Genomic DNA, 20231 nt, shown 5'->3' with positions numbered 1-20231 from the left:
CCTGCGGGCCTGAGCGTGTTCGGCTTAGCCCTGGACCCCGGTAATCTCGATCTCGGTATAGGGCTGGCGGTGGCCCTGGCGCTTGGTGTAGCCCTTGCGGCGCTTCTTCTTGAAGATGCGCACCTTGGGGCCCTTGCCCTGATCCCTGATGGTGGCCTTGACGCTGCCGCCGTCGACTGTGGGCTTGCCGACCCTGACGTCACTGCCCTCACCCACCATCAGCACGCGGTCGATCGTGAGGTCGCTGCCCGGCTCGCCGTCCAGCTTCTCGACGCGCAGGGTATCCCCCTCGCGCACCTTGTACTGTTTTCCACCCGTCTCGATGACCGCGAACATGCCTGTATCTCCGCTTCGGTAAGCTCATTCGGAAAGCAAGAAATTATAGCCGCAACCGACAGGCACCGTCAAAAATCCGGTTCGGGCGAGCGGCGTCCATGGGCAGCACTGGCCGGCCGCGGGTTGGGCCAGCCCGATAACCGACCCCAGTAGACCAGCTCCGCGGGGCCGGTCATGGTCACAGCCTCCCCCCTGCCGGGCCAATGGATGGTGAGGGTGCCGCCGTCCAGCTCCACAGCCGCTGTGGGCCCGGTGCGGCCCCACAGCCGGGACGCCACCTGGGCGGCCATGGCCCCGGTGCCGCAGGCCAAGGTCTCGCCGGCGCCGCGCTCCCATACCCGTACCCGGAGGCGGTCCAAGCCCCGGATCTCGACGAATTCCACGTTGGCCCCGTACGGGAACAGCTCGTCGTGCTCCAGCAACGGACCCACCTCCGCCACAGGCGCCGTCACGGCATCGGCGACTTCGATCACCGCGTGCGGGTTGCCTACTGAAACAGCCGTGAAGGTCCAGCGCCGGCCGGAGAGATCGACACCGTGGCTTAGATGCTCGCCAGGCTCGCGCAGAGGGATGAACTCTCCTGCCAGGCGGGGCTCGCCCATGGCCACCGTGACCCGGCCGTCGGCCTCGCGGGTCAGGTCAATGTCGCCGCCAAGGGTAACCACGCGCAGCTCGCGGGCATCGGACAGTCCCGTGGCGTGGATGAACGCCGCTACGCAGCGGGCGCCGTTGCCGCACTGCTCCACCTCGCCGCCGTCGGCGTTATGGATGCGGTAACGGAAGTCCACCCCCGCCCGCTCTGCGGGCTCCACCACCAACACCTGGTCGCAGCCCACCCCGAAGCGCCGGTCACTGATGGCGCGGATGCGCTCCGGGGTTAAACCGATTTCCTGGCGCACACCGTCGAAGACCACGAAGTCGTTGCCCAGGCCGTGCATCTTGGCGAATTCGAGGTCCATGGCGGAGTGTCTCACTCCCGTTCGAACCACGCCTTGTCGGGGACCGACTCACCTTCCAGCAGCTGATCGATGGTCTCACGCTGCCGCACCACCTCGAAGCGGTCGCCGCTGACCAGGATTTCCGGGGCCCGCGGGCGGGTGTTGTAGTTGGAGGCCATGGTGGCGCCGTAGGCACCGGCGCTCATCACCGCCATACGGTCGCCAGAGGCGAGCCGCGGCAGAAAGCGTTCCTTGGCCAAAAAGTCGCCGGATTCGCAGATGGGGCCGACCACGTCCACTACCTCGCCGCCGCCGTCGGCGCTTTCCCGAATCGGACGGATCTCCTGCTCGGCGCCGTATAGCGCGGGGCGCATCATGTCGTTCATGGCGCCATCGACGACGACGAAGCGCTTGTCCGGCTGCTCCTTGGTGTAGATCACCTCGGTGACGAAGACCCCGGCGTTGCCGGCGATGACCCGCCCCGGCTCGAAGATCAGGGTGCCCGACCAGGCGCCGAGCTGCTCGTTGATGGCCCGGCCGAAATCCTCGGGATGGGGCGGCGCCTCGTCCAGGTAAGCGATGCCCAGGCCGCCGCCCAGGTCCAGGTGGCGGATGGCATGGCCGTCGGCGGCCAGGTCCGTCATCAGGGCCTGCAGGCGGCCCAGGGCCTCCACGAAGGGGGCCACCGAGGTGAGCTGGGAGCCGATGTGGCAGTCCAGGCCCACCACCTCGATGCCGTCCATGGCGGCGGCGCGGGCGTAGAGGTAGCGCGCCTCGCCGATGGGCACGCCAAACTTGGTGGCGCGCATGCCCGTGGCGATGTAGGGGTGGGTGTCGGGGTCCACGTCCGGGTTCACGCGCAGGCTCACCGGGGCCTGCTGGCCGCGCTCCCGGGCCACGGCGTCCAGGGCCTCTAGCTCTGCCGCCGACTCCACGTTGATCACCAGAACCCCGGCGTCCAGGGCCGCCTCCAGCTCGTCGCGGCGCTTGCCCACGCCGGAGAACACCATGCGCCCGGCGGGAATGCCGGCCCGCAGGCCACGCCTCAGCTCACCCGCGGAGACGATGTCCAGGCCCGAGCCCTCGCGGCCCAGCAGGTTGAGCACGGCCAAATTGGAGTTGGCCTTGGCGGAGAAGGCGATCAGGTGGTCGCGGTGAGCGAAGGGCCGAGCGAACACCCGGTAGTGGTGGCGCAGGGTGGCCGCCGAATAGCAGTAGAAGGGCGTGCCCACCGCCTCGGCGATGGCCGGCAGGGGGACCTCCTCGGCGTGGAGGATGCCGTCGCGGTAGTGGAAATGATGCACGGGCACTTATCCGAAGGATCGGTCGTGACTGGCGGCCGCCTCGGGGATCGCTCCCGAGGCCCGCTCAGCGCTCAGCCCCGACTCCACCTCCGGGGCTTCATCGGGGCGGTAGAGGGGGCCCTTCTGGCCGCAACCGCTCAGGGCCAGCAACAGGGCACAGGCGGCAAGAAGAACCCCCTTGTGGCAGCAGCTACCAGCCGCGATGGCTGTGGGCGGGGCCATCCGCCCCGATCTGGCCAGCAAAGGCGTCGGGGCCAATGGCCCCTCCCCCATGCCCACTGCCACAGGTGGCATCACCCGGCCGCCAGCCATCAGCTCCCCCCCCCGAGGCGCTTGCGGGCGCGCCTGGCGGCGCCGCGAACCTGATCCGGGGCGGTACCGCCGACATGGTCGCGGGCGGCCACCGAGCCGTCCAGGGTCAGCACGTCGTAGACATCCTCGCCGATGGCCCCGGAGAAGCCCTGGAGGGTAACCAGATCCAGATCCGCCAGGTCGCAGCCGCGGTCAATGGCCGCCTGGACCGCCCCGCCCACCACCTCATGGGCCTCGCGGAAGGGCACGCCCTGGCGCACCAGGTAGTCGGCAAGGTCGGTGGCGGTGGCAAAGCCGGCGGCCGCGGCGGTGCGCATGGCCTCGCGGTGGAAGGTGATGCCCGGGACCATGTCGGCCATGACCTTCAGCGAGCCGCGCACCGTATCCAGGGCATCGAACAGGGGCTCCTTGTCCTCCTGCATGTCCTTGTTGTAGGCCAACGGCTGGGCCTTGATCAGGGTCAGCAGCTGGATCAGGCCGCCGTTGACCCGGCCGGTCTTGCCCCGCACCAGCTCCGGCACGTCCGGGTTCATCTTCTGCGGCATGATGGAGCTGCCGGTGCAGAAGGCCTCGGGAAGGGTGACGAAGCCGAACTGCGGCGAGGCCCACAGCACCAGCTCCTCGGACAGCCGCGACAGATGGGCCATGACCAGGGCGCAGGCCAACACCGTCTCCACCGCGAAGTCCCGGTCGGAGACGGCGTCCAGCGAGTTCTCGGTGACGCCGTCGAAGCCCAGCTCGGCGGCCACCCACTCGCGGTCGATGGCATAGGTGGTGCCGGCGAGGGCGCCGCTGCCCAGGGGCAGCTTATTGACCCGCTTGCGGGCGTCACGCAGGCGCTCGGCGTCGCGGTCGGCCATCTCGAAATAGGCCAGCAGGTGGTGGCCCAGGGTCACCGGCTGCGCCGCCTGCAGGTGGGTGAACCCGGGCATGACGGTGTCCGCCTCGTGCTCGGCGGCGTTTGCCAGGCCTTCCCGGAAACGGGCAAGCTCGCCCAGGATGGCGTCGATCTGCTCGCGCACGAACAGGCGCAGATCGGTGGCCACCTGATCGTTGCGCGAGCGGCCGGTGTGCAGCCGCTTGCCGGCGTCGCCGATGCGCTCGGTGAGTCGGGCCTCGATGTTCATGTGGATGTCCTCGAGGGCCACCGAGTACGGGAACTTGCCGGCCTCGATCTCGGCGGCGACGGCGTCCAGGCCCGACAGGATGGCGCTCACGTCGTCGTCGGACAGGATGCCCTGACGCCCCAGCATGCGTGCGTGCGCCTTGGACCCGGCGATGTCCTGTTGGGCCAGGCGCTGGTCGAAGTCGATGGAGGCGGTGAACGCCTCCACGAAGGCGTCGGTGGGCTCGCTGAAGCGCCCGCTCCAGGGCTTGTCGCTCAAAGTCCTATCTCCGTCTGGGTGAAACCGCCAAGGACGCCAAGCCCGCCAAGAAAGCCATGCACCTTACAAGCCAATCATTAACAATGGTTTTCGCCTTCTTGGCGCCCTTGGCGACCTTGGCGGTTACCCCAATTCAAGCCTTGTCCGGCGCCTCGATCAACTCGAGCTTGTAGCCGGTAGGATCCACGGCGAAGGCGATGCGGGTGCCGTTGGCCATGGTTTGGGCTCCAGGCTGAACTCCACCCCCCGGGCCTTCCAAGCTTCGGCGGCGTCATCGACACTGTCCACGTAGAAGGCGATGTGCCCGAAGGCGTCGCCCAGATCGTAGTCGCGGCCGTCGTGGTTGTAGGTCAGCTCGATCTCGTGGCCGGATTTGGGGTCGCGGATGAAGGCCAGGGTGGCGTCGGCCCCGGGTAGGTCCTGGTGGGAGCGCAGCTCCAGGCCCAGCTTGTTGGTGTAGAAATCGATGGACTCATCCATGGACGTTACCCGCAGCATGGTGTGGGCGATACGCACGGCGGCCTCCTGTACCCGGTTGAAGCGCGGTCAGGGGCCGCGAGGGCGCCCCCTGGAATTTCCTGAAACGGGCAAGGATAGCAGAATCCCAGCCAAGTCAGCAGGAACCCCGCCATTCCACGTCGCCCACTCCCAGAAGGCCACCGGGGCGCCGTTCGACGGGGTAGCTGGGGGTGGAAGGCTAGCCGCCTGGCACTTTAAAGACTCCGCCGACCCCTTCCGGTCGCGCAAGGACCGCCACGCCAACCTCGGCGAGAGCAATATTAGCCTCGAGGGCTTCCGGCGCCTGGTTTTCGACCCCCGCACCACGGCCGCCCCAAGTTCCTGTAGACCCCTGACGGCGAGGCCGTCTGGAGCAAGGAGATCCGCTGACTGCGTGATCCGGACCGAGTGGAGCCATCGGTCTAACCGAAGGGATCCCCCCTCCCCCAAAAGAAACCCCCGGCTTCTAGCCAGGGGTTCGCTAAACCATGGCCTGCCGGTCCATTCACCCCTTTTTGGCGTTTAGCTTGTCCTTGACGATCTGGTTAACCTGCTGGGGATTGGCCTTGCCGCCGGTCTTCTTCATGACCTGGCCGACGAAGAAGCCGAGCAGCTTGTCCTTGCCGTCGAGGTACTGCTGGACCTGATCGGCGTTCTCGGCGATGACCTCGTCCACCGTGGCCTCGATGGCGGAGGTGTCGGTGATCTGCTTGAGGCCCTCGCGCTCGATCACGGTGTCGGGGTCGAGGCCCTCGGCGTACATGGGCTCGAAGACCTGCTTGGCGATCTTGCCGGAGATGGTCTCGTCCTCGATGCGCTGGACGAGCAGTCCCAGGTTCTCGGCCGGTATGGGCGATTCGGTGATGTCGGCACCTTCCTTATTCAGCGCCCCGAGCAGCTCCACCATGGTCCAGTTGGCGGCCAGCTTGGGGTCGGCCCCGGTGGCCGCCACCCGCTCGTAGTAGTCGGCCAGCTCGCGGCTGGTGGTCAGCACCGAGGCGTCGTAATCCTTGAGCCCGTACTCGCTCATGAAGCGCTCGCGCTTGGCGTCGGGCAGCTCCGGCAGCGAGTCACGGGCCTCCTCCACCAGGATCTGGGGGACGTCGAGGGGGAGCAGGTCCGGGCACGGGAAGTAGCGGTAGTCGTTGGCCTCCTCCTTGGAACGCATGGACCGGCTCTGGCCGGCATCGGCATCCCACAGCCGGGTCTCCTGCACCACGTGGCCGCCGTCCTCGATCATTTCCTGCTGGCGGGCCATCTCGTAACTGATGGCCCGCTCCACGTTGCGGAAGGAGTTGAGGTTCTTCAGCTCGGCGCGGGTGCCGAAGGCCTCGGTGCCCTTGGGCCGCAGGGAGACGTTGGCGTCGCAGCGGAAGGAACCCTCCTGCATGTTGCCGTCGCAGATATCCAGGTAGCGCACGATGGAGTGCAGCTTCTTGAGGTAGGCCACGGCCTCGGCCGGGGTACGCATGTCGGGCTCGGAGACGAGCTCGATCAGGGGGGTGCCGGTGCGGTTGAGGTCGATGGCGGTGATACCCTCGCCGAAGCCTTCGTGCAGGGACTTGCCGGCGTCCTCCTCCATGTGGATGCGGGTAATGCCCACCGTCTTGGGGTCGCCGTCCTCGGGCTCGGTGCGTAGGCGGCCATGCTCGATGATGGGCAGCTCGTACTGCGAGGTCTGATAGCCCTTGGGAAGGTCCGGGTAGAAGTAGTTCTTGCGGGCGAACACCGAGCGCGGCCGCACCTCGGCCTCCACCGCCAGCCCCATCATCACCGCCATGCGCACCGCCTCGCGGTTGAGCACCGGCAGTGAGCCGGGCAGCCCCAGGCAGACGGGACAGGTGTGGGTGTTGGCCTCGGCCCCGTACTCGGCGGGGCACCCGCAGAACAGCTTGGACCGGGTGGAAAGCTGGGCGTGGACCTCGAGTCCGATGACCGGTTCGAATTCCATAATTCTGCCGTCTCCGCTGGACCCGGCAGCCTGGCTGGGCGGGGCTGCCGAATGGAAATCCCTGGCCGAAATTGGCCGAAGGAGTCGGGGTGGGGTCAGGGGAGACTGGGGGATGCCCGCAGGGCAGGGTTCCCCGGAGCCCCCTGGCTCCGCCCCGACTCCCGCTCAAAACCGCCCTAAACGCCTTCCGGAACCCGCGCGTGCCAGTCGGTGACCTGCTGGTACCGATGCGCGGCGTTCAGCAGCAGGTCTTCCCGGAAGAAGTTGGCCATCAGATGCATCCCCACCGGAAGCCCGTTCTCGGAGAACCCGCACGGGAACGAGATGCCCGGCACCCCGGCCAGGTTGGCGGCGGTGGTGTACAGGTCGGACAGGTACATGGCCACCGGATCGGTCGCCTTCTCGCCGATGCCGAAGGCGGCGGTGGGGCTGGTGGGCCCGGCGATCAGGTCCACCTCCTCGAAGGCGGCGGCGAAGTCGTCGCGGATGCGGGTGCGCACCTTTTGGGCCTTGAGGTAATAGGCGTCGTAATAGCCCGCCGACAGCACAAAGGTGCCCACCATGACGCGGCGCTGCACTTCCGACCCGAAGCCCTCGGCGCGGGTGGATTCGTACATGTCGATCAGGCTCTCCGGATTCTCGGCGCGGTGGGTATAGCGCACGCCGTCGAACCGGGCCAGATTGCTGGAGGCCTCGGCCGCCGCAATTACTTGGTAGGTGGGAATGGCGTAGGGGTAGTGCGGAAGCTGGATCTCACGGACCTCGGCGCCCAGATCGCGGTACTGGTCCAGGGCCGCCTCTACGGCGCGTTGGACGTCCGGGGCCAGACCCTGGGTAAAGAACTCGGCGGGGACGCCGATGACCTTGCCGGCAAGCTTGCCCTCCAGCCCGCCGGTATAGTCGTCCACCGGCCGGGCGACGCTGGTGGAGTCGCGCTCGTCGTGACCGGCCATGGCGCCCAGCATGTGGGCGCAGTCCTCGGCGGTCTGGGCCATGGGCCCGGGCTGGTCGAGGCTGGAGGCGAAGGCAACCAGGCCGTAGCGGGAACAGCGGCCGTAAGTGGGCTTGAGGCCGGTTATGCCGCAAAGGGCGGCGGGCTGGCGGATGGAGCCGCCGGTATCGGTGCCGGTGGCACCGGCCGCCAACCGCGCCGCCACCGCCGCCGCCGAGCCGCCGCTGGAGCCGCCGGGGACGGCATTGGTGCCCCAGGGGTTGGTCACCGGCCCGAAATAGCTGGTCTCGTTGGACGAGCCCATGGCGAACTCGTCCATGTTGGTCTTGCCCACCACCACGGCACCGGCGTCGGCCAGCCGATCCACCACCGTGGCATCGAAGGGCGAGCGGTACCCCGCCAGCATTTTGGAGCCACACGTGGTCTGGCCCTCGGTGGTGGCCAGGATGTCCTTATGGGCGATGGGAACGCCCTCGAGGGGCCGGGCGTCGCCCGAGGCCAGGCGCTGGTCGGCGGCATCGGCGGCAGCCAGGGCGGCCTCCCGAAAGGCCTGGGTGAAGCTGTTAAGGCCCGGATCCAGCTGCTCGATACGGTCGAGGTAGGCCTGGGTGATCTCCCGGCTGGAGAACTCCTTGTCCCGCAGGCCCTGCCGGATGCGGCTCAGGGACAGATCGCGAACCACTTTACGTCCTCGGCTGTCTGTTCGGCTTGGGTAGTCGGGGCGGGCAGCGGCGGATACCGGCTTATTCCACCGAGCGCGGCACCCGGTAGTAGCCCTCCATGACGTCGGGGGCGCTGCCCTGCAGGCGCTCCCGGTCCGGTTGGTTGGTCACTTCGTCCGCCCGCAGGGCCTGGGACAGGTCGAGCGGGTGCGCTAGCGGCGTCACTCCGGCCGTGTCCACCTGCTCGATCTGGTCGATCAGGTCCAGGACCCTTGAAAGGTCTTCGGCAACATCCGCCGCCTGCCCCGGCTCAAGGCGAAGGCGGGCAAGGTGGGCGACCTGCTCGGCGGTTTCCCGATCCAGGGCCATGGGACGCCTCCTCCGCGGAATTGGGTCCGAATGAAAGGAGTTGAAGCTACCATAGCCCCTAACCACCCTCAACGGGCCAGGGTGATGGCCTTCGGTCTCCCTCGATAACAGCACGCAGGGCCCCTCTCTCCACCGAGCAAGGAACTCGACGTAACCTCGAACCCGCCCACAGGGGGTGATAGGATAAACACCAATCGGAGGGCCGGAGGAAATTGTCGCCCCCTTCGGCCGATGCTAACCTAAGTAAGTCTTCACTTTCGCCACCTACCGGTTCCTTATTGGGGGGGACCGCGCACCGGGAGGACAGGACGCGGATGTTTCTCGACCGCTTGATGGGGGCCTTCTCCAGCGACCTCGCCGTGGACCTGGGCACGGCCAATACCTTGATCTTCGTGCGCGGCAAGGGCATCGCCCTGTCGGAGCCTTCCGTAGTAGCCATCCGCGAGGGCGAACGGGGCATGAAGCGCATTCAGGCCGTGGGCGAAGAGGCCAAGGAGATGCTAGGGCGCACTCCCGGCAACATCACGGCCATTCGGCCCATGCGGGACGGCGTCATCGCCGACTTTCAGATCACCGAGGCGATGCTCAAGCATTTCATCCGCAAAGCCCACAACAACAAGATTCTCCGCCCGAGCCCGCGCATCATCGTGTCGGTGCCCTACGGCTCCACGCCGGTGGAGCGCCGCGCCATCCGGGAATCGGCGGAGAGCGCAGGGGCCCGCCAGGTCTTCCTGATCGAAGAGCCCATGGCTGCGGCCATCGGCGCGGGCCTGGCCATCGGCGAGGCACGCGGCTCCATGGTGGTGGACATCGGCGGCGGCACCACCGAGGTGGCCATCATCTCCCTAGGCGGCATTGTCTATTCGGAAAGCGTGCGCATGGGCGGCGACAAGATGGATGAAGCGATCGTCGGCTACATTCGCCGCAAGTACAACGTCATCATCGGTGACAGCACCGCCGAGCGCATCAAGATCCAGATCGGCTCGGGGGCTCGGTTGGCCGAGTCCGAGAACCAGGCCATGGATATCAAGGGCCGGGATCTCGCCCGGGGCATCCCGACCACCCTAAGCCTAACCACCAACGAGATCCTCGAGGCGTTGGAAGAACCCCTCAATACCATCGTCGAGGGGGTCAAGGTTGCCCTGGAACAGGCACCGCCAGAGCTCGCCGGCGATATCGCGGAACGCGGCCTGGTCCTAACCGGTGGTGGCGGCCTCATCCATGCTCTCGACAAGCGGCTCATAGATGAAGCCGACCTGCCCGTAGTGGTGGCCGAAAACCCGCTTAACTGCGTTGCCCTGGGTGGGGGCCGAGCCCTTGAGGAGATCGATAGCTTCCGCGATATGTTCGCCCGCGAATGATACCGGGGCTGCCGCGGTCAGCGGCCCGCCACAGCTTTCGACACACGGCTTAGGGCTCCCAGCCGATGGGCTTCCATGCCGCCACCCGCCAATCGCGGACCGGAATAAGCACCCTGGTTCTGGCGGTTTGTGCGCTCCTGCTTATGGGGGCGGATAGTCACTTCGGCTGGACCCAGCACATCCGCAGCGCCCTCCTGACCGCCCTCTACCCGGTGCAACGGGCGGTGAGCGCCCCGGTGCTGCTTACCCACACCTTTGGTCAGGAGGCCTGGGAGTACTTCCAGGTCCATGAGCGCAATGAGGATTTGGAGCGCGAGATCCGTCAGCTGCGGGTGGCCAAGCAAGAGCTGGAGGCGATGCGGCGGGAAAACGACCGCCTGCGGCGGCTGCTCAACGAAGCCCAGCGGCTGGAACGCCAGGTATCCGCTGCCCAGATCGTGGCCGAAAGCCCCGACCCCTTCCATCATACCCTGACCATCAGCCGCGGCGAGCGTCATGGCGCCTTTGCGGGCCAGCCGGTCATTAGTTCCCAGGGCGCGGTGGGCCAGGTCAGTACCATCGCTCCCCTTACCGCCCAGATCATCTTGCTAACCGACCCTAATAGCGCCACCCCGGTTCTGGTCAGCAGCTCCCGGGTTCGCGGCATTCTGGCCGGAACCGGCAACAAGGACCTCCTCGAGTTGCGCTACGTGCCCACCAGCGCCAACGTCGAGTCGGGCGATCAGCTGGTCACCTCCGGGCTGGGCGGTGTCTTTCCCAAGGGCCTGAAGGCCGCCCGGGTGGTGGAAGTGGTGCGTGATCCCCGTTCGCCTTTCGCCAAGGTCAAGGCCCGGCCAGCCGTACCCCTGTCCCGCCTAGAGGATGTGCTGCTCCTGGAACGCGAAGATAAAACGGAACCCGGCGAACAGGCCCGCCAAGCCGGCAGGAGCGCGCCGTGAGTTGGACCGGGCATGTCGTGGTCGCCCTCAGTGTGCTCATCGCCCTGGGCCTGGGAAGCATACCGCTAGCGGAACCGGCTAGTTACCTCTGGCCTGATTGGGTACTGCTCACCCTTGCCTACTGGAGCCTCGCGGCGCCCCAGCGCTACGGGGTGGGAGTCGCTTTCCTCACCGGAATCCTACAGGATGTTGCCATCGGTACCCTGCTCGGACTGCACGCCCTAATCTATGTCCTGATCGTGTACGTCCTGATCGCCAATCACCTGCGCATCCGCATGCTCCATCTCGGCGCCCAGACCCTGGTAATTCTGGTTCTGGCCTTGGTTAGCCTCCTCCTGCAGCTGTGGGTAGAGGGGCCCAATCAGGATCTGATGGTCAACCTGTGGGCACTGGTTCCGGCCATGACCACGGCTTTGTTCTGGTCCCCAGTATTCCTTCTGCTACGCAGTCTGCGTCAGCACTTCGCCATCGCCTGAATCATGGCTCGACGCCGCCGCAAGCAAAGCCTGGGCAAGACCGATCCCGCCTCCGGGAGCCTTTCCTCCCGGCGCAACCAAGTCAGCCATTATGAATCCCGTCTTCGCATGGTGGGACTGGGCCTTGCGGTCCTTTCGGTAATCCTGGCGGGACGCCTGTTCTACCTGCAAATCGAGCAGTTCCTTCATTACCGCACCCTGTCGGACCAGAACCGCATCGCGGTACGGCCGATCGCGCCGCCGCGGGGGCTCATCTACGACCGGCGGGGGAAGCTGCTGGTCGAGAACGAGCCCTCGTTCACTCTCCAGCTCTATCCCGACAAGGTGGAGAGCACCGACCGGCTCCTGGACCGGCTAGTGGCCCTGTTACCGGCCGCTAAGGGAAAGCGCTCGGCCATGCAAAGGCGGATCCGGGAAACCCCACCCTATCTGCCGGCTACCCTTATCCAAGGGCTAAATACGCAGCAGGTGGCGCTTTTCGCAGCGCGGCAGCATCAGTTCCCTAGTATCCGGATCCGGGCACGTTCAAGGCGCCATTACCGTCAAGGCCCGATCACCTCGCATGTGCTGGGCTACCTGGCCCAGCCGGACAAAAGCGATTTTCGCCGGTTCGATCCCGATCTTTACCCACCCGGCAGCCGGATCGGCAAGATGGGCCTGGAACGGGAATACGAGCAGGCCCTTCACGGCACTCCCGGGCAGCGCGAAGTGGAAACCGACGCCTTCGGTCGGGTTGTTCGCGAAATCTCCAAAGATCAGCCCGAGCCGGGGCGCAACCTGGTTCTGACCCTGGACGAGCACCTCCAGGAGATTACCCACGAGGCCCTGGCACCTTACCCGGAGGCCTCCGCGGTGGCCCTCAATCCTCAGACCGGTGGCGTCCTGGCCATGGCGAGCCGGCCCACTTTCGACCCCAACGATTTCATCGGGCGGCTGACCAGCCAGACCTGGTCCGATCTACTCGACGATCCCGATGAGCCATTGGTTAACCGCGCCATCCAGGGCCTCTACCCGCCCGCTTCTACCGTCAAACCGGCCCTGGCGTTAGCCGGCCTAGCGGAAGACGAAGTGGATCCCAAAACGGAGCTTACCTGTAACGGCTCCTACCGTGTCGGCAAGGACCGCCATACCTTCCATTGCTGGCGGGACGAGGGCCACGGATCCCTTGCGCTGGACCAGGCGGTGGTGGAGTCTTGCGACGTGTTTTTCTACAAGCTGGCCGAGCGCCTGGGCATCGAGACCATCCACGATGCCTACCAGCAATTCGGGCTGGGCCGGCCCACCGGAATCGACTTGCCCGGCGAGCGCGGGGGCCTTAACCCGGGACCGGATTGGAAGCGACGTACCCACGACGACATCTGGTATCCCGGGGAAACCGTCATGACCGCTATCGGCCAGGGGTACATGGAAGCCACCCCCCTACAGCTGGGGGTAATGGCGGCAGCCCTGGCCAACGGCGGTTTCCGGGTCAAACCCCACCTGGTCCGAGCCTTCCAGGACCCCGTATCCGGGGATCTGCACTACCGCAAGCATGAGCGTAACGAGGTCACCATAAGCCAAACAGAGAACCTGGACCTGGTCCAAGACGCCATGCGGCGGGTGGTCAGCTCCATCCACGGGACGGCCCACGGGGCTTCGGCGGGCGCTATCCCCATGGCCGGGAAGACAGGGACGGCGCAGGTGGTGCGAATCGACCGCGACCGGGAGGAGCAGCTCGATCCAAAGGAAAAGGAGAGGCGTTTGCGGGACCACGCGCTGTTCGTGGCTTTTGCGCCCGTGGCAAAACCCCGCATCGCGGTCGCTGTGGTGGTGGAGCACGGTATTAGCGGCGGCCGGGCCGGCGGCCAGGCGGCCCGGCAGATAATCGACGGCTACTTCCACGGCAGGGATTGACCGCATGCTTCATCCCGACAGCCCTTGGCGGCGCTTCGACTGGCCTTTCTTCCTGCCCATCTTGGGCCTGGCGGCCGTCAGCTTCATCGTGCTCTACAGCGCGGGAGAACAAGACCCCGGATTGGTCCTGGGGCAGGCCGCCCGCTTCGGCATCGGTCTAGGGGCCTTCTTCATGGCGGCGGCCATCCCCCCCCGGGTGCTGGGCTTGTTGGCACCCTACGCTTACGCCGTCACCCTCGGCATGCTCGGCTTGGTGCCCCTAGTAGGCTCAGAAAGCATGGGGGCTCAGCGCTGGCTGGAGCTCGGTCCATGGAGCATCCAGCCCTCGGAGATCATGAAGCTGGTCCTGCCCCTGACCCTGGCGGCTTTCCTGAGCCATCAGGACTATCCCCCCAGAGCGACCGTCCAAATCACGGCCCTAATACTGATCGCCGTCCCCATGGCGCTGGTCGCTAACCAACCGGACCTGGGTACCGCCGTCCTGATAGGCGCTTCAGGGGGGATCATCCTTTTCCTGGCGGGTGCCCCCATGCGGCTCTTCGTTACCCTGGGCACCCTCGCCGCAGCCTCCCTGCCGACCCTCTGGTTCATGCTCCACGACTATCAGCGGCGGCGGTTAATAGGCTTCTTCAATCCCTCCGCGGACCCCCAGGGAGCCGGCTACCACATTACCCAGAGTCAGATCGCCATCGGCTCCGGAGGATTCACCGGAAAAGGCTGGCTGGAAGGTACTCAATCCCAGCTGGAGTTCCTGCCCGAGCGCCATACGGACTTCATCTTCGCCGTGATGTCAGAGGAATTCGGCCTGCTCGGGGCCATGGTCCTTCTGGGGCTGTACCTGATCCTGGTGTTTCGCGGCATGACCATCGCCTCGCGCAGCCGAGAAATGTACCCGCGGCTGGTGGCTGGCGGGCTTTCGTCGGTGTTTTTCTTCTACGTGGTGATCAATATCAGTATGACCACTGGCCTATTGCCGGTTGTGGGTGTTCCCTTACCTCTGGTGAGCTTCGGCGGCTCTTCCCTGATGGCCCTGCTCACGGGCCTGGGATTTGTCATGGGCATCGCCATGCGTCGTGGCCGTTGAAGGGAGTGTCCCGGCCCAGATCGCGTTTCCGGTGAAACGACCATGGTGCGCCTCGTCCGGCGTGGTACCATGCTTGCCCTGTTTCAATCAGTGCGCAGGAGCCCAGCGAACGGCATGTACAGCCCCGATCCACTCCGTCCTGGATTCCTGTCGTCGCTCGGTCAACAGCTTAAGGGGGCAGCTTACCTGGCTCTGCCCCTGCTGGTAAGCGCCTGCGCCACTTCGCTTCCTGATAGCCCGGGCCGCTCCGGCACGGCGGCCCGTAAGGGCCAAGCCTACCAGGTGGCTGGGGAATGGTATCATCCCAGGGCTACCGCCCTCGGCTACCGGGAAGTGGGCAAAGCCTCCTGGTACGGGCGCAAGTTCCACGGCCGCAAGACGGCCTCGGGGGAGACCTACAACATGCATCTCCCCACCGCTGCTCACCGGACGCTCCCTCTTCCCACGGTAGCCCGGGTCACCAACCTGGATAACGGTCGCAACACCCGCGTCCGGATCAACGATCGCGGCCCGTTCGTGGACACCCACGAGCGCATTATCGACCTCTCCTACGGTGCCGCCAAACGCCTGGGCATCGACGAGACTGGGCTCGCGAGGGTTCGAGTGGTGGCCGTAAAAGGGCCACAGGCCACGGGGGATGGCGCGGGTGCGGATAAGCCCCGCAACCAGGTTCCGGCAGCGGCAAACGGGGAAGATGCCACACTCTACCTGCAGGTGGGTGCGTTCCATGAGGAAGGCAACGCCGCCCGACTAAGGCGGCGCCTGCGAGGCCTGGACATGAAGCGAGTGGTAGTGACCACGGGCTATCTCGGGGGAGACCCCGTTTACCGCGTGCGCATCGGCCCCCTTGCCGACGTGGCACGCGCCGACAGCCTGGCCCAGCAATTGCGCGGAGCTGGCCTGCCTAGCGGTCAACTGGTGCGCGACTAATCCGGGATCGGTGCCGAATCGGCCCGAGCCCTTATGCTCAAGGAGTGGAGTCCACGGTGCGCGAAACCAACATCCCTGTCTGGCAGCGCCTGACCGGTCTAACCCTTGCCGTCTTCCTGATCGCTACCGCCCAGGCCGAGAAAGTCCCTTCCCCGCCCGAGGTAAGCGCTGACTCCGCCTTCCTCATGGATTACCACTCAAAACGCGTCTTGGCCGCCCAGGATGCGACCGAGCCCCGTCCCCCCGCCAGTCTCGCCAAGATGATGACCCTCTACACCGCCTTCCGGGCCGTCGCTGACGGCAGTGTGGCCATGGACGACACCGTGAAGGTGAGCGAGAAGGCCTGGCAGACCAAGGGCTCACGCATGTTCCTGGAGGTGGGTGACGAGGTCCCCCTCGAGCGCATTATCAAGGGCGTGGTGGTGGAAAGCGGCAACGACGCCTGCGTCGCCTTGGCCGAGCATGTCGCCGGCACCGAAAAGGCCTTCGTTCAGCTCATGAACAACCATGCCCGCGAGCTGGGGCTTGAGAATAGCCACTTCGCCAACGCCACCGGGCTGCCCGCCGATGGGCAGAAGACTACAGCGCGCGATATGGCCCGCCTGTCGGCCGGACTGATCCGGGAATTCCCGGAGCGCTACGGCATGTTTGCCATCCGCGAGATGACGTACAACGATATCACCCAGTACAACCGCAACCGGCTGATGTGGTGGGACGACAGCGTCGACGGGCTCAAGACCGGCCATACCGAGGAAGCCGGCTACCACTTGGCGGCCTCCGCCGAGCGCGACGGCATGCGGCTGGTCTCCGTGGTCATGGGCACCAACAGCGAGCGGGCCCGCGCCGAGGAATCCCAGAGCCTCCTCAACCACGGCTTCCGCTTCTACCGCACCTACAAGCTGTACGAGGCCGGCGAGTCCCTGCACCAGGTCCAGGTTTGGAAAGGCGCCCAGGATCAAGTGGCCGTGAGCTTGCAAAACGACCTCTATATGACCATTCCTCGAGGTGAGCGGGACCAGGTGGAGGTTACCCTGGACTTTAGCGAACCGCTTACCGCCCCGGTAGCCGAGGGCGCCGAGGTAGGGCATCTAACTGCCAAACTGGGCGACCGGGCGCTGGCGACCCGGCCGCTGACCACCCTCAACCAGGTTCCGGAAGGCGGCTTCCTGGGGCGGATGATCGACTCCATCCGCATCTGGCTTACGGAGTAAGGCCTTGGCCGAAGGCGAGCCCCTTGCCTATGTTAACGGCACCTTTTTGCCTCTCTCCGAGGCCAAGGTGTCCATCCTGGACCGGGGCTTCCAGTTCGCCGACGGCGTTTACGAGGTGATTCCGGTCTATGCCGGATCTCCCTTCCGGCTGGGAGCCCATATTCGGCGTCTGGCACGCTCACTGGGCGATATCGGGATGGATCTGCCCATGGCCACCGCGGCATTCGCCGAAGCCGTGTACGAGCTGATCAAGCGCAATGAGGGGGGCGATTGCCAGGCCTACATCCAGGTCACCCGCGGCGAGGCTCCCCGGAACCATTCCTTTCCCGAGGCTGTCCATCCGACTGTGGTGATGACCTGCACCCCGGTTACCCCCGTACCGGGGGAATGGGTGCGCGACGGGGTCGCCGCCATCAGTGTCGAGGACATCCGCTGGGCCCGATGCGACATCAAGGCCATCTCCCTGCTACCCAATGTCATGATGCGTCAGAAAGCCGCGGAGCAGGGGGCCTACGAAGCCATCTGGATGCACGAGGGCCGGGCCGTCGAAGGGGCCGCCTCCAACCTGTTCGCGGTTTTCGACGGCGAGGCCCGTACGCCTCCGGACGGTCCCCGCGTCCTGCCCGGCATCACCCGCGATGTGGTATTGGAGCTGGCCGCCGACGAGGCCCTGCCGGTTCGCACCGGGGAGATCACGGCCGATGAGCTGGCCGCGGCCGAGGAGGTCTGGGTAACCTCCTCCACCAAGGAGATCCTGCCGGTGACCCGACTGGACCAGCAGCCCGTGGGCAGCGGTCGTCCGGGTCCCCTGTTCCGCACCGTCCTGGACGCCTACCGGGCCCGCATCCAGGCCATCCGTGAGCACGGCGAGGAGGGGCCGTCTTGAGCGAGCAAGGGCCCTTTGGGGGACTCCAGGTCGAATATCCCATCCCCTACACCGTCAAGGCCTTCGGGCCCAATCGGCCCGAGTTCACCGAACGGGTGCGCCAGATGGTGGAGCGCCATACCGCCCTGTCCGAGCACGCGGTGCATACCCGCAAAAGCCGCAACGGCCGTTACCTGAGCGTCTCCTGCACCTTTCAAGCCGACAGCCGCGAGCAGCTGGATGCCATATACGCCGATCTCCAGGCCGACCCCGACGTCCTCGCCGCCCTCTGAGACTGCTGGGGATCAATCCGGGTTGACCGTCCACGATCTCGGCTTGCGGCCGTATCAGGAGGTCTGGGCGGCCATGCGGTCGTTCACCGAGTCCCGGAAGACCACCACCCCGGACGAGCTGTGGCTGGTGGAGCACCCACCGGTATTCACCCAGGGCCGCAACGGCCGGCCTGAACACCTGGTCAACATCTCCGGCGTCCCGGTGGTAGAGACCGACCGCGGCGGGCAGGTTACCTATCATGGCCCGGGCCAGCTGGTGGCCTATCCCCTGGTGGACCTGCGGCGGGCGGGACGGGGAGTGCGCCACCACGTCCACGCCCTGGAGCAGTCGGTAATCGATCTGCTCGCCGGCTACGGCTTGTCCGGCGCGCGCAAGGCGGACGCCCCCGGGGTCTACCTGGACGAGCCGGGCCAGCCCAAGATCGCCGCCATCGGCTTGCGCGTGCGCGCGGGCCGCGCCTATCACGGGGTGAGCCTGAACGTCAGCAACAATCTGGCCCCCTACGCCATGATCAACCCCTGCGGCTATGCCGGAATGCCGGTGGCCCGGCTGGCCGACCGCATTCCCGAAGCCGACCTGGCGGCTGTCAAGGGGTCCTTCACCGCCGCCCTGGCCCGGGCCTTGCCCGGAGGCGAGGAGCTCTCCCATGTCTGATGCCGATCCCACCGCCACGGGCGGCCACACCGACCGTGCCGTCTACAAGATGCGCAAGGCCCGCTTCGACCGCCGCCCAGAGGACGCCGCCGGGCGCAAGCCGCAGTGGCTGCGGGTGAAATCGCCGTCGGGGCCGCGCGTCAACGAGATCAAGGGCATCCTGCGCCAGCACAGCCTGAACACGGTCTGCGAGGAGGCCTCCTGCCCCAATCTGGGTGAGTGCTTCGGCGGCGGCACGGCCACCTTCATGATCCTGGGCGACACCTGCACCCGCCGCTGCTCCTTCTGCGACGTGGCCACCGGCCGCCCGGCCCCCCCGGACCCGCTGGAGCCCGCCCATCTGGCCACGGCGGTGGCCGAAATGGGCCTGGTCTTCACGGTGATCACCTCCGTGGACCGCGATGACCTCGCCGACGGCGGCGCTGGCCAGTTCGCCGAGGCCATCCGAGAGCTGCGCGCCCGGCGCCCGGAAACCGGCATCGAGATCCTCACTCCCGATTTTCGGGGCTGCGAGCAGTACGCTCTGACGACGTTGGCGAACGACCCTCCGGACGTGTTCAACCACAATGTGGAGACGGTCCCCGAGCTCTACCACTCGGTCCGGCCGAGTGCCGATTACGACCGTTCCCTGGGCCTGCTGCGGCGCTTCCGGGACGTGGTCCCCGATGTGCCCACCAAGTCCGGTCTCATGCTCGGCCTGGGCGAGGAGCTGGACCAGGTCCGGCGGGTCATGCGCGACCTGCGCGACCACGGTGTGGATATCCTAACGCTGGGCCAGTATCTGGCCCCCAGCGGCCACCACCACCCGGTACGGGCCTACATCCACCCGGACACCTTCAACGCCCTTCGGGAGGAGGCACTGACCCTGGGCTTTTTATCGGTGAACGCAGGGCCACTTGTGCGGTCTTCCTATCATGCGGGGGATTACATTCCCCCACAGCCCTCACCGGTTCCCGATTGAACCGTTTTGATTGACAGACGCGCATCGAACCCTGGTAGGGTGCGATCTTATCTTTGACCGCAGGCTCCGACGGCCTGCCGCTGAAGAGGGAAGCTTCATGGCAGTGCGATTGAAAACGAATTACTTGAAAAACGTCCTTGTGGCAGGCGTGGCGCTATCCGCACTGGTGACCATGCCCGTCGCTGCTCAGCCCGCGCAGGGCGGCGGCCAAGGCCAGGGCATGGCCCAGCAGAAGGCGAATCCCGAGCTGCGCCAGGCCCAGCAGAAGGTCCGCGACCTGCGCCAAGAGCTCGGCAACCTCCAGGAGAAGACCCTGAAGAACAATCCCGAGCTCAAGCAGCAGCGGGATGATCTGCAGGCCATGATGGAGAAAAAGGTTAAGGGCCGGGTGGAAAACGCCGACCAGAAGATGGAGCGGCTCAAGGAGCTCCGTCAAAAGCTCCAGGGCAACAAGGACATGCCCAAGGAAAAGCGCCAAAAGATGATGCAGGAGTTCCAGCAGACGGCGCAGGGCTTCCAAAAGGCTCAGCAGCAGGCTATGCAGGATCCCGAGATCCAGGGAAACCGGAAGCAGTTCCAGCAGGACCTGAGAGCCGCTATGAAGCAAGAGGATCCTCAGGCGGAGCAGCTCATCCAGGACCTGGAACAGGCCCAGAAGGAGTTCCAGACCAAACTTCAGGACCGCTTCAAGGGTCAGGGCAGCCAGCAGCAAGGCGGTGGCCAGTCCATGCCCCGTCAGCAGTAAGCCGCTGCCGCTCGCCGGCAACGCAACCGCCCCGGGCTCCGAGGGCGGTTTTTTTAGTTGGGATCGGACCATCAGTCCGGACCAGCTTTCAGTAGGTAGTAGAGGTGTTCAA

The 20231-nt window shown here is 66.2% G+C and carries 21 protein-coding genes; 12 read left to right on the top strand and 9 right to left on the bottom strand.

Annotation, left to right across the window (positions count from 1 at the left end; genetic code table 11):
* Nucleotides 1–24 precede the first annotated feature (24 nt).
* The 9 genes from rplU to gatC all read right to left on the bottom strand — a co-directional run bounded on the left by rplU (nt 25) and on the right by gatC (nt 8707).
* Complete coding sequence (rplU, locus tag V5A19_RS08285) at nt 25–336, bottom strand: 50S ribosomal protein L21 (protein WP_332318791.1); 312 nt, start codon at nt 334–336, stop codon at nt 25–27.
* A 68-nt stretch (nt 337–404) separates the two neighbouring features.
* Nucleotides 405–1295, bottom strand: a complete 891-nt coding sequence (gene dapF, locus V5A19_RS08280) for a diaminopimelate epimerase (protein ID WP_332318792.1) — start codon at nt 1293–1295, stop codon at nt 405–407.
* A gap of 11 nt (nt 1296–1306) precedes the next feature.
* Nucleotides 1307–2578: a diaminopimelate decarboxylase gene (gene lysA / locus V5A19_RS08275; protein WP_332318793.1), complete on the bottom strand. Its 1272-nt coding sequence runs from the start codon at nt 2576–2578 to the stop codon at nt 1307–1309.
* 6 nt (nt 2579–2584) lie between these two features.
* A complete protein-coding gene (lptM, locus tag V5A19_RS08270) occupies nt 2585–2890 on the bottom strand; it encodes an LPS translocon maturation chaperone LptM (RefSeq protein WP_332318794.1) in 306 nt (101 codons plus the stop codon).
* A complete protein-coding gene (gene argH / locus V5A19_RS08265; RefSeq protein ID WP_332318795.1) occupies nt 2890–4275 on the bottom strand; it encodes an argininosuccinate lyase in 1386 nt (461 codons plus the stop codon). Before argH ends, lptM begins: the two co-directional genes overlap by 1 nt.
* Before the next feature lie 156 nt (nt 4276–4431).
* Nucleotides 4432–4791, bottom strand: a complete 360-nt coding sequence (locus V5A19_RS08260) for a VOC family protein (protein WP_332318796.1) — start codon at nt 4789–4791, stop codon at nt 4432–4434.
* Nucleotides 4792–5278: 487 nt separating this feature from the next.
* On the bottom strand, nt 5279–6724 hold the full coding sequence (gatB, locus tag V5A19_RS08255; RefSeq protein WP_332318797.1) for an Asp-tRNA(Asn)/Glu-tRNA(Gln) amidotransferase subunit GatB: 1446 nt from the start codon (nt 6722–6724) through the stop codon (nt 5279–5281).
* Between the two features lie 176 nt (nt 6725–6900).
* Nucleotides 6901–8358 (bottom strand): Asp-tRNA(Asn)/Glu-tRNA(Gln) amidotransferase subunit GatA, encoded by a 1458-nt coding sequence (gene gatA, locus V5A19_RS08250; protein ID WP_332318798.1) that lies wholly within the window; start codon nt 8356–8358, stop codon nt 6901–6903.
* Nucleotides 8359–8419: 61 nt separating this feature from the next.
* Complete coding sequence (gatC, locus tag V5A19_RS08245) at nt 8420–8707, bottom strand: Asp-tRNA(Asn)/Glu-tRNA(Gln) amidotransferase subunit GatC (RefSeq protein ID WP_332318799.1); 288 nt, start codon at nt 8705–8707, stop codon at nt 8420–8422.
* A 314-nt stretch (nt 8708–9021) separates the two neighbouring features.
* Here gatC and V5A19_RS08240 point away from each other — a divergent pair, with 314 nt between their 5' ends.
* From V5A19_RS08240 to V5A19_RS08185, 12 genes are all read left to right on the top strand, one after another.
* Nucleotides 9022–10068: a rod shape-determining protein gene (locus V5A19_RS08240; protein WP_332318800.1), complete on the top strand. Its 1047-nt coding sequence runs from the start codon at nt 9022–9024 to the stop codon at nt 10066–10068.
* 65 nt (nt 10069–10133) lie between these two features.
* Nucleotides 10134–11006, top strand: coding sequence for a rod shape-determining protein MreC (gene mreC, locus V5A19_RS08235; RefSeq protein WP_332318801.1), 873 nt, complete (start codon nt 10134–10136; stop codon nt 11004–11006).
* Nucleotides 11003–11482, top strand: a complete 480-nt coding sequence (mreD, locus tag V5A19_RS08230) for a rod shape-determining protein MreD (protein WP_332318802.1) — start codon at nt 11003–11005, stop codon at nt 11480–11482. Before mreC ends, mreD begins: the two co-directional genes overlap by 4 nt.
* A gap of 3 nt (nt 11483–11485) precedes the next feature.
* Nucleotides 11486–13375, top strand: a complete 1890-nt coding sequence (gene mrdA / locus V5A19_RS08225) for a penicillin-binding protein 2 (protein WP_332327753.1) — start codon at nt 11486–11488, stop codon at nt 13373–13375.
* A gap of 4 nt (nt 13376–13379) precedes the next feature.
* Nucleotides 13380–14459: a rod shape-determining protein RodA gene (gene rodA, locus V5A19_RS08220; protein ID WP_332318804.1), complete on the top strand. Its 1080-nt coding sequence runs from the start codon at nt 13380–13382 to the stop codon at nt 14457–14459.
* Nucleotides 14460–14573: 114 nt separating this feature from the next.
* Nucleotides 14574–15389, top strand: a complete 816-nt coding sequence (locus V5A19_RS08215; RefSeq protein ID WP_332318805.1) for a septal ring lytic transglycosylase RlpA family protein — start codon at nt 14574–14576, stop codon at nt 15387–15389.
* A gap of 56 nt (nt 15390–15445) precedes the next feature.
* Complete coding sequence (locus tag V5A19_RS08210) at nt 15446–16600, top strand: D-alanyl-D-alanine carboxypeptidase family protein (RefSeq protein WP_332318806.1); 1155 nt, start codon at nt 15446–15448, stop codon at nt 16598–16600.
* A gap of 4 nt (nt 16601–16604) precedes the next feature.
* Nucleotides 16605–17486 (top strand): D-amino acid aminotransferase, encoded by an 882-nt coding sequence (locus V5A19_RS08205; protein WP_332318807.1) that lies wholly within the window; start codon nt 16605–16607, stop codon nt 17484–17486.
* A complete protein-coding gene (locus V5A19_RS08200) occupies nt 17483–17758 on the top strand; it encodes a YbeD family protein (protein WP_332318808.1) in 276 nt (91 codons plus the stop codon). Before V5A19_RS08205 ends, V5A19_RS08200 begins: the two co-directional genes overlap by 4 nt.
* A 22-nt stretch (nt 17759–17780) precedes the next feature.
* Nucleotides 17781–18413: a lipoyl(octanoyl) transferase LipB gene (gene lipB / locus V5A19_RS08195; RefSeq protein ID WP_332327752.1), complete on the top strand. Its 633-nt coding sequence runs from the start codon at nt 17781–17783 to the stop codon at nt 18411–18413.
* Nucleotides 18414–18462: 49 nt separating this feature from the next.
* The gene (gene lipA, locus V5A19_RS08190; protein ID WP_443081435.1) at nt 18463–19374 is read left to right on the top strand and encodes a lipoyl synthase; all 912 of its coding nucleotides are present in this window, start codon (nt 18463–18465) and stop codon (nt 19372–19374) included.
* Nucleotides 19375–19471: 97 nt separating this feature from the next.
* On the top strand, nt 19472–20119 hold the full coding sequence (locus V5A19_RS08185) for a hypothetical protein (protein WP_332318811.1): 648 nt from the start codon (nt 19472–19474) through the stop codon (nt 20117–20119).
* Nucleotides 20120–20231 lie beyond the last annotated feature (112 nt).

It is taken from the genome of Thiohalorhabdus sp. (assembly GCF_036628635.1).
GTDB lineage: Bacteria > Pseudomonadota > Gammaproteobacteria > Thiohalorhabdales > Thiohalorhabdaceae > Thiohalorhabdus.
The sequence above is the reverse complement of the archived record's forward strand: the minus strand, read 5'-3'. Positions and strand labels throughout refer to the sequence as shown.

Bases quoted from the DNA above. Each gene is read 5' to 3' on its own strand.
- lipA (WP_443081435.1), top strand. From the start codon at position 18,463: ATGCGCAAGGCCCGCTTCGACCGCCGCCCAGAGGACGCCGCCGGGCGC.
- rplU (WP_332318791.1), bottom strand. From the start codon at position 336: ATGTTCGCGGTCATCGAGACGGGTGGAAAACAGTACAAGGTGCGCGAG.
- gatC (WP_332318799.1), bottom strand. From the start codon at position 8,707: ATGGCCCTGGATCGGGAAACCGCCGAGCAGGTCGCCCACCTTGCCCGC.
- V5A19_RS08240 (WP_332318800.1), top strand. From the start codon at position 9,022: ATGTTTCTCGACCGCTTGATGGGGGCCTTCTCCAGCGACCTCGCCGTG.
- gatB (WP_332318797.1), bottom strand. From the start codon at position 6,724: ATGGAATTCGAACCGGTCATCGGACTCGAGGTCCACGCCCAGCTTTCC.
- dapF (WP_332318792.1), bottom strand. From the start codon at position 1,295: ATGGACCTCGAATTCGCCAAGATGCACGGCCTGGGCAACGACTTCGTG.
- mreC (WP_332318801.1), top strand. From the start codon at position 10,134: ATGGGCTTCCATGCCGCCACCCGCCAATCGCGGACCGGAATAAGCACC.
- mrdA (WP_332327753.1), top strand. From the start codon at position 11,486: ATGGCTCGACGCCGCCGCAAGCAAAGCCTGGGCAAGACCGATCCCGCC.
- V5A19_RS08185 (WP_332318811.1), top strand. From the start codon at position 19,472: ATGGCAGTGCGATTGAAAACGAATTACTTGAAAAACGTCCTTGTGGCA.
- rodA (WP_332318804.1), top strand. From the start codon at position 13,380: ATGCTTCATCCCGACAGCCCTTGGCGGCGCTTCGACTGGCCTTTCTTC.
- lptM (WP_332318794.1), bottom strand. From the start codon at position 2,890: ATGGCTGGCGGCCGGGTGATGCCACCTGTGGCAGTGGGCATGGGGGAG.
- V5A19_RS08215 (WP_332318805.1), top strand. From the start codon at position 14,574: ATGTACAGCCCCGATCCACTCCGTCCTGGATTCCTGTCGTCGCTCGGT.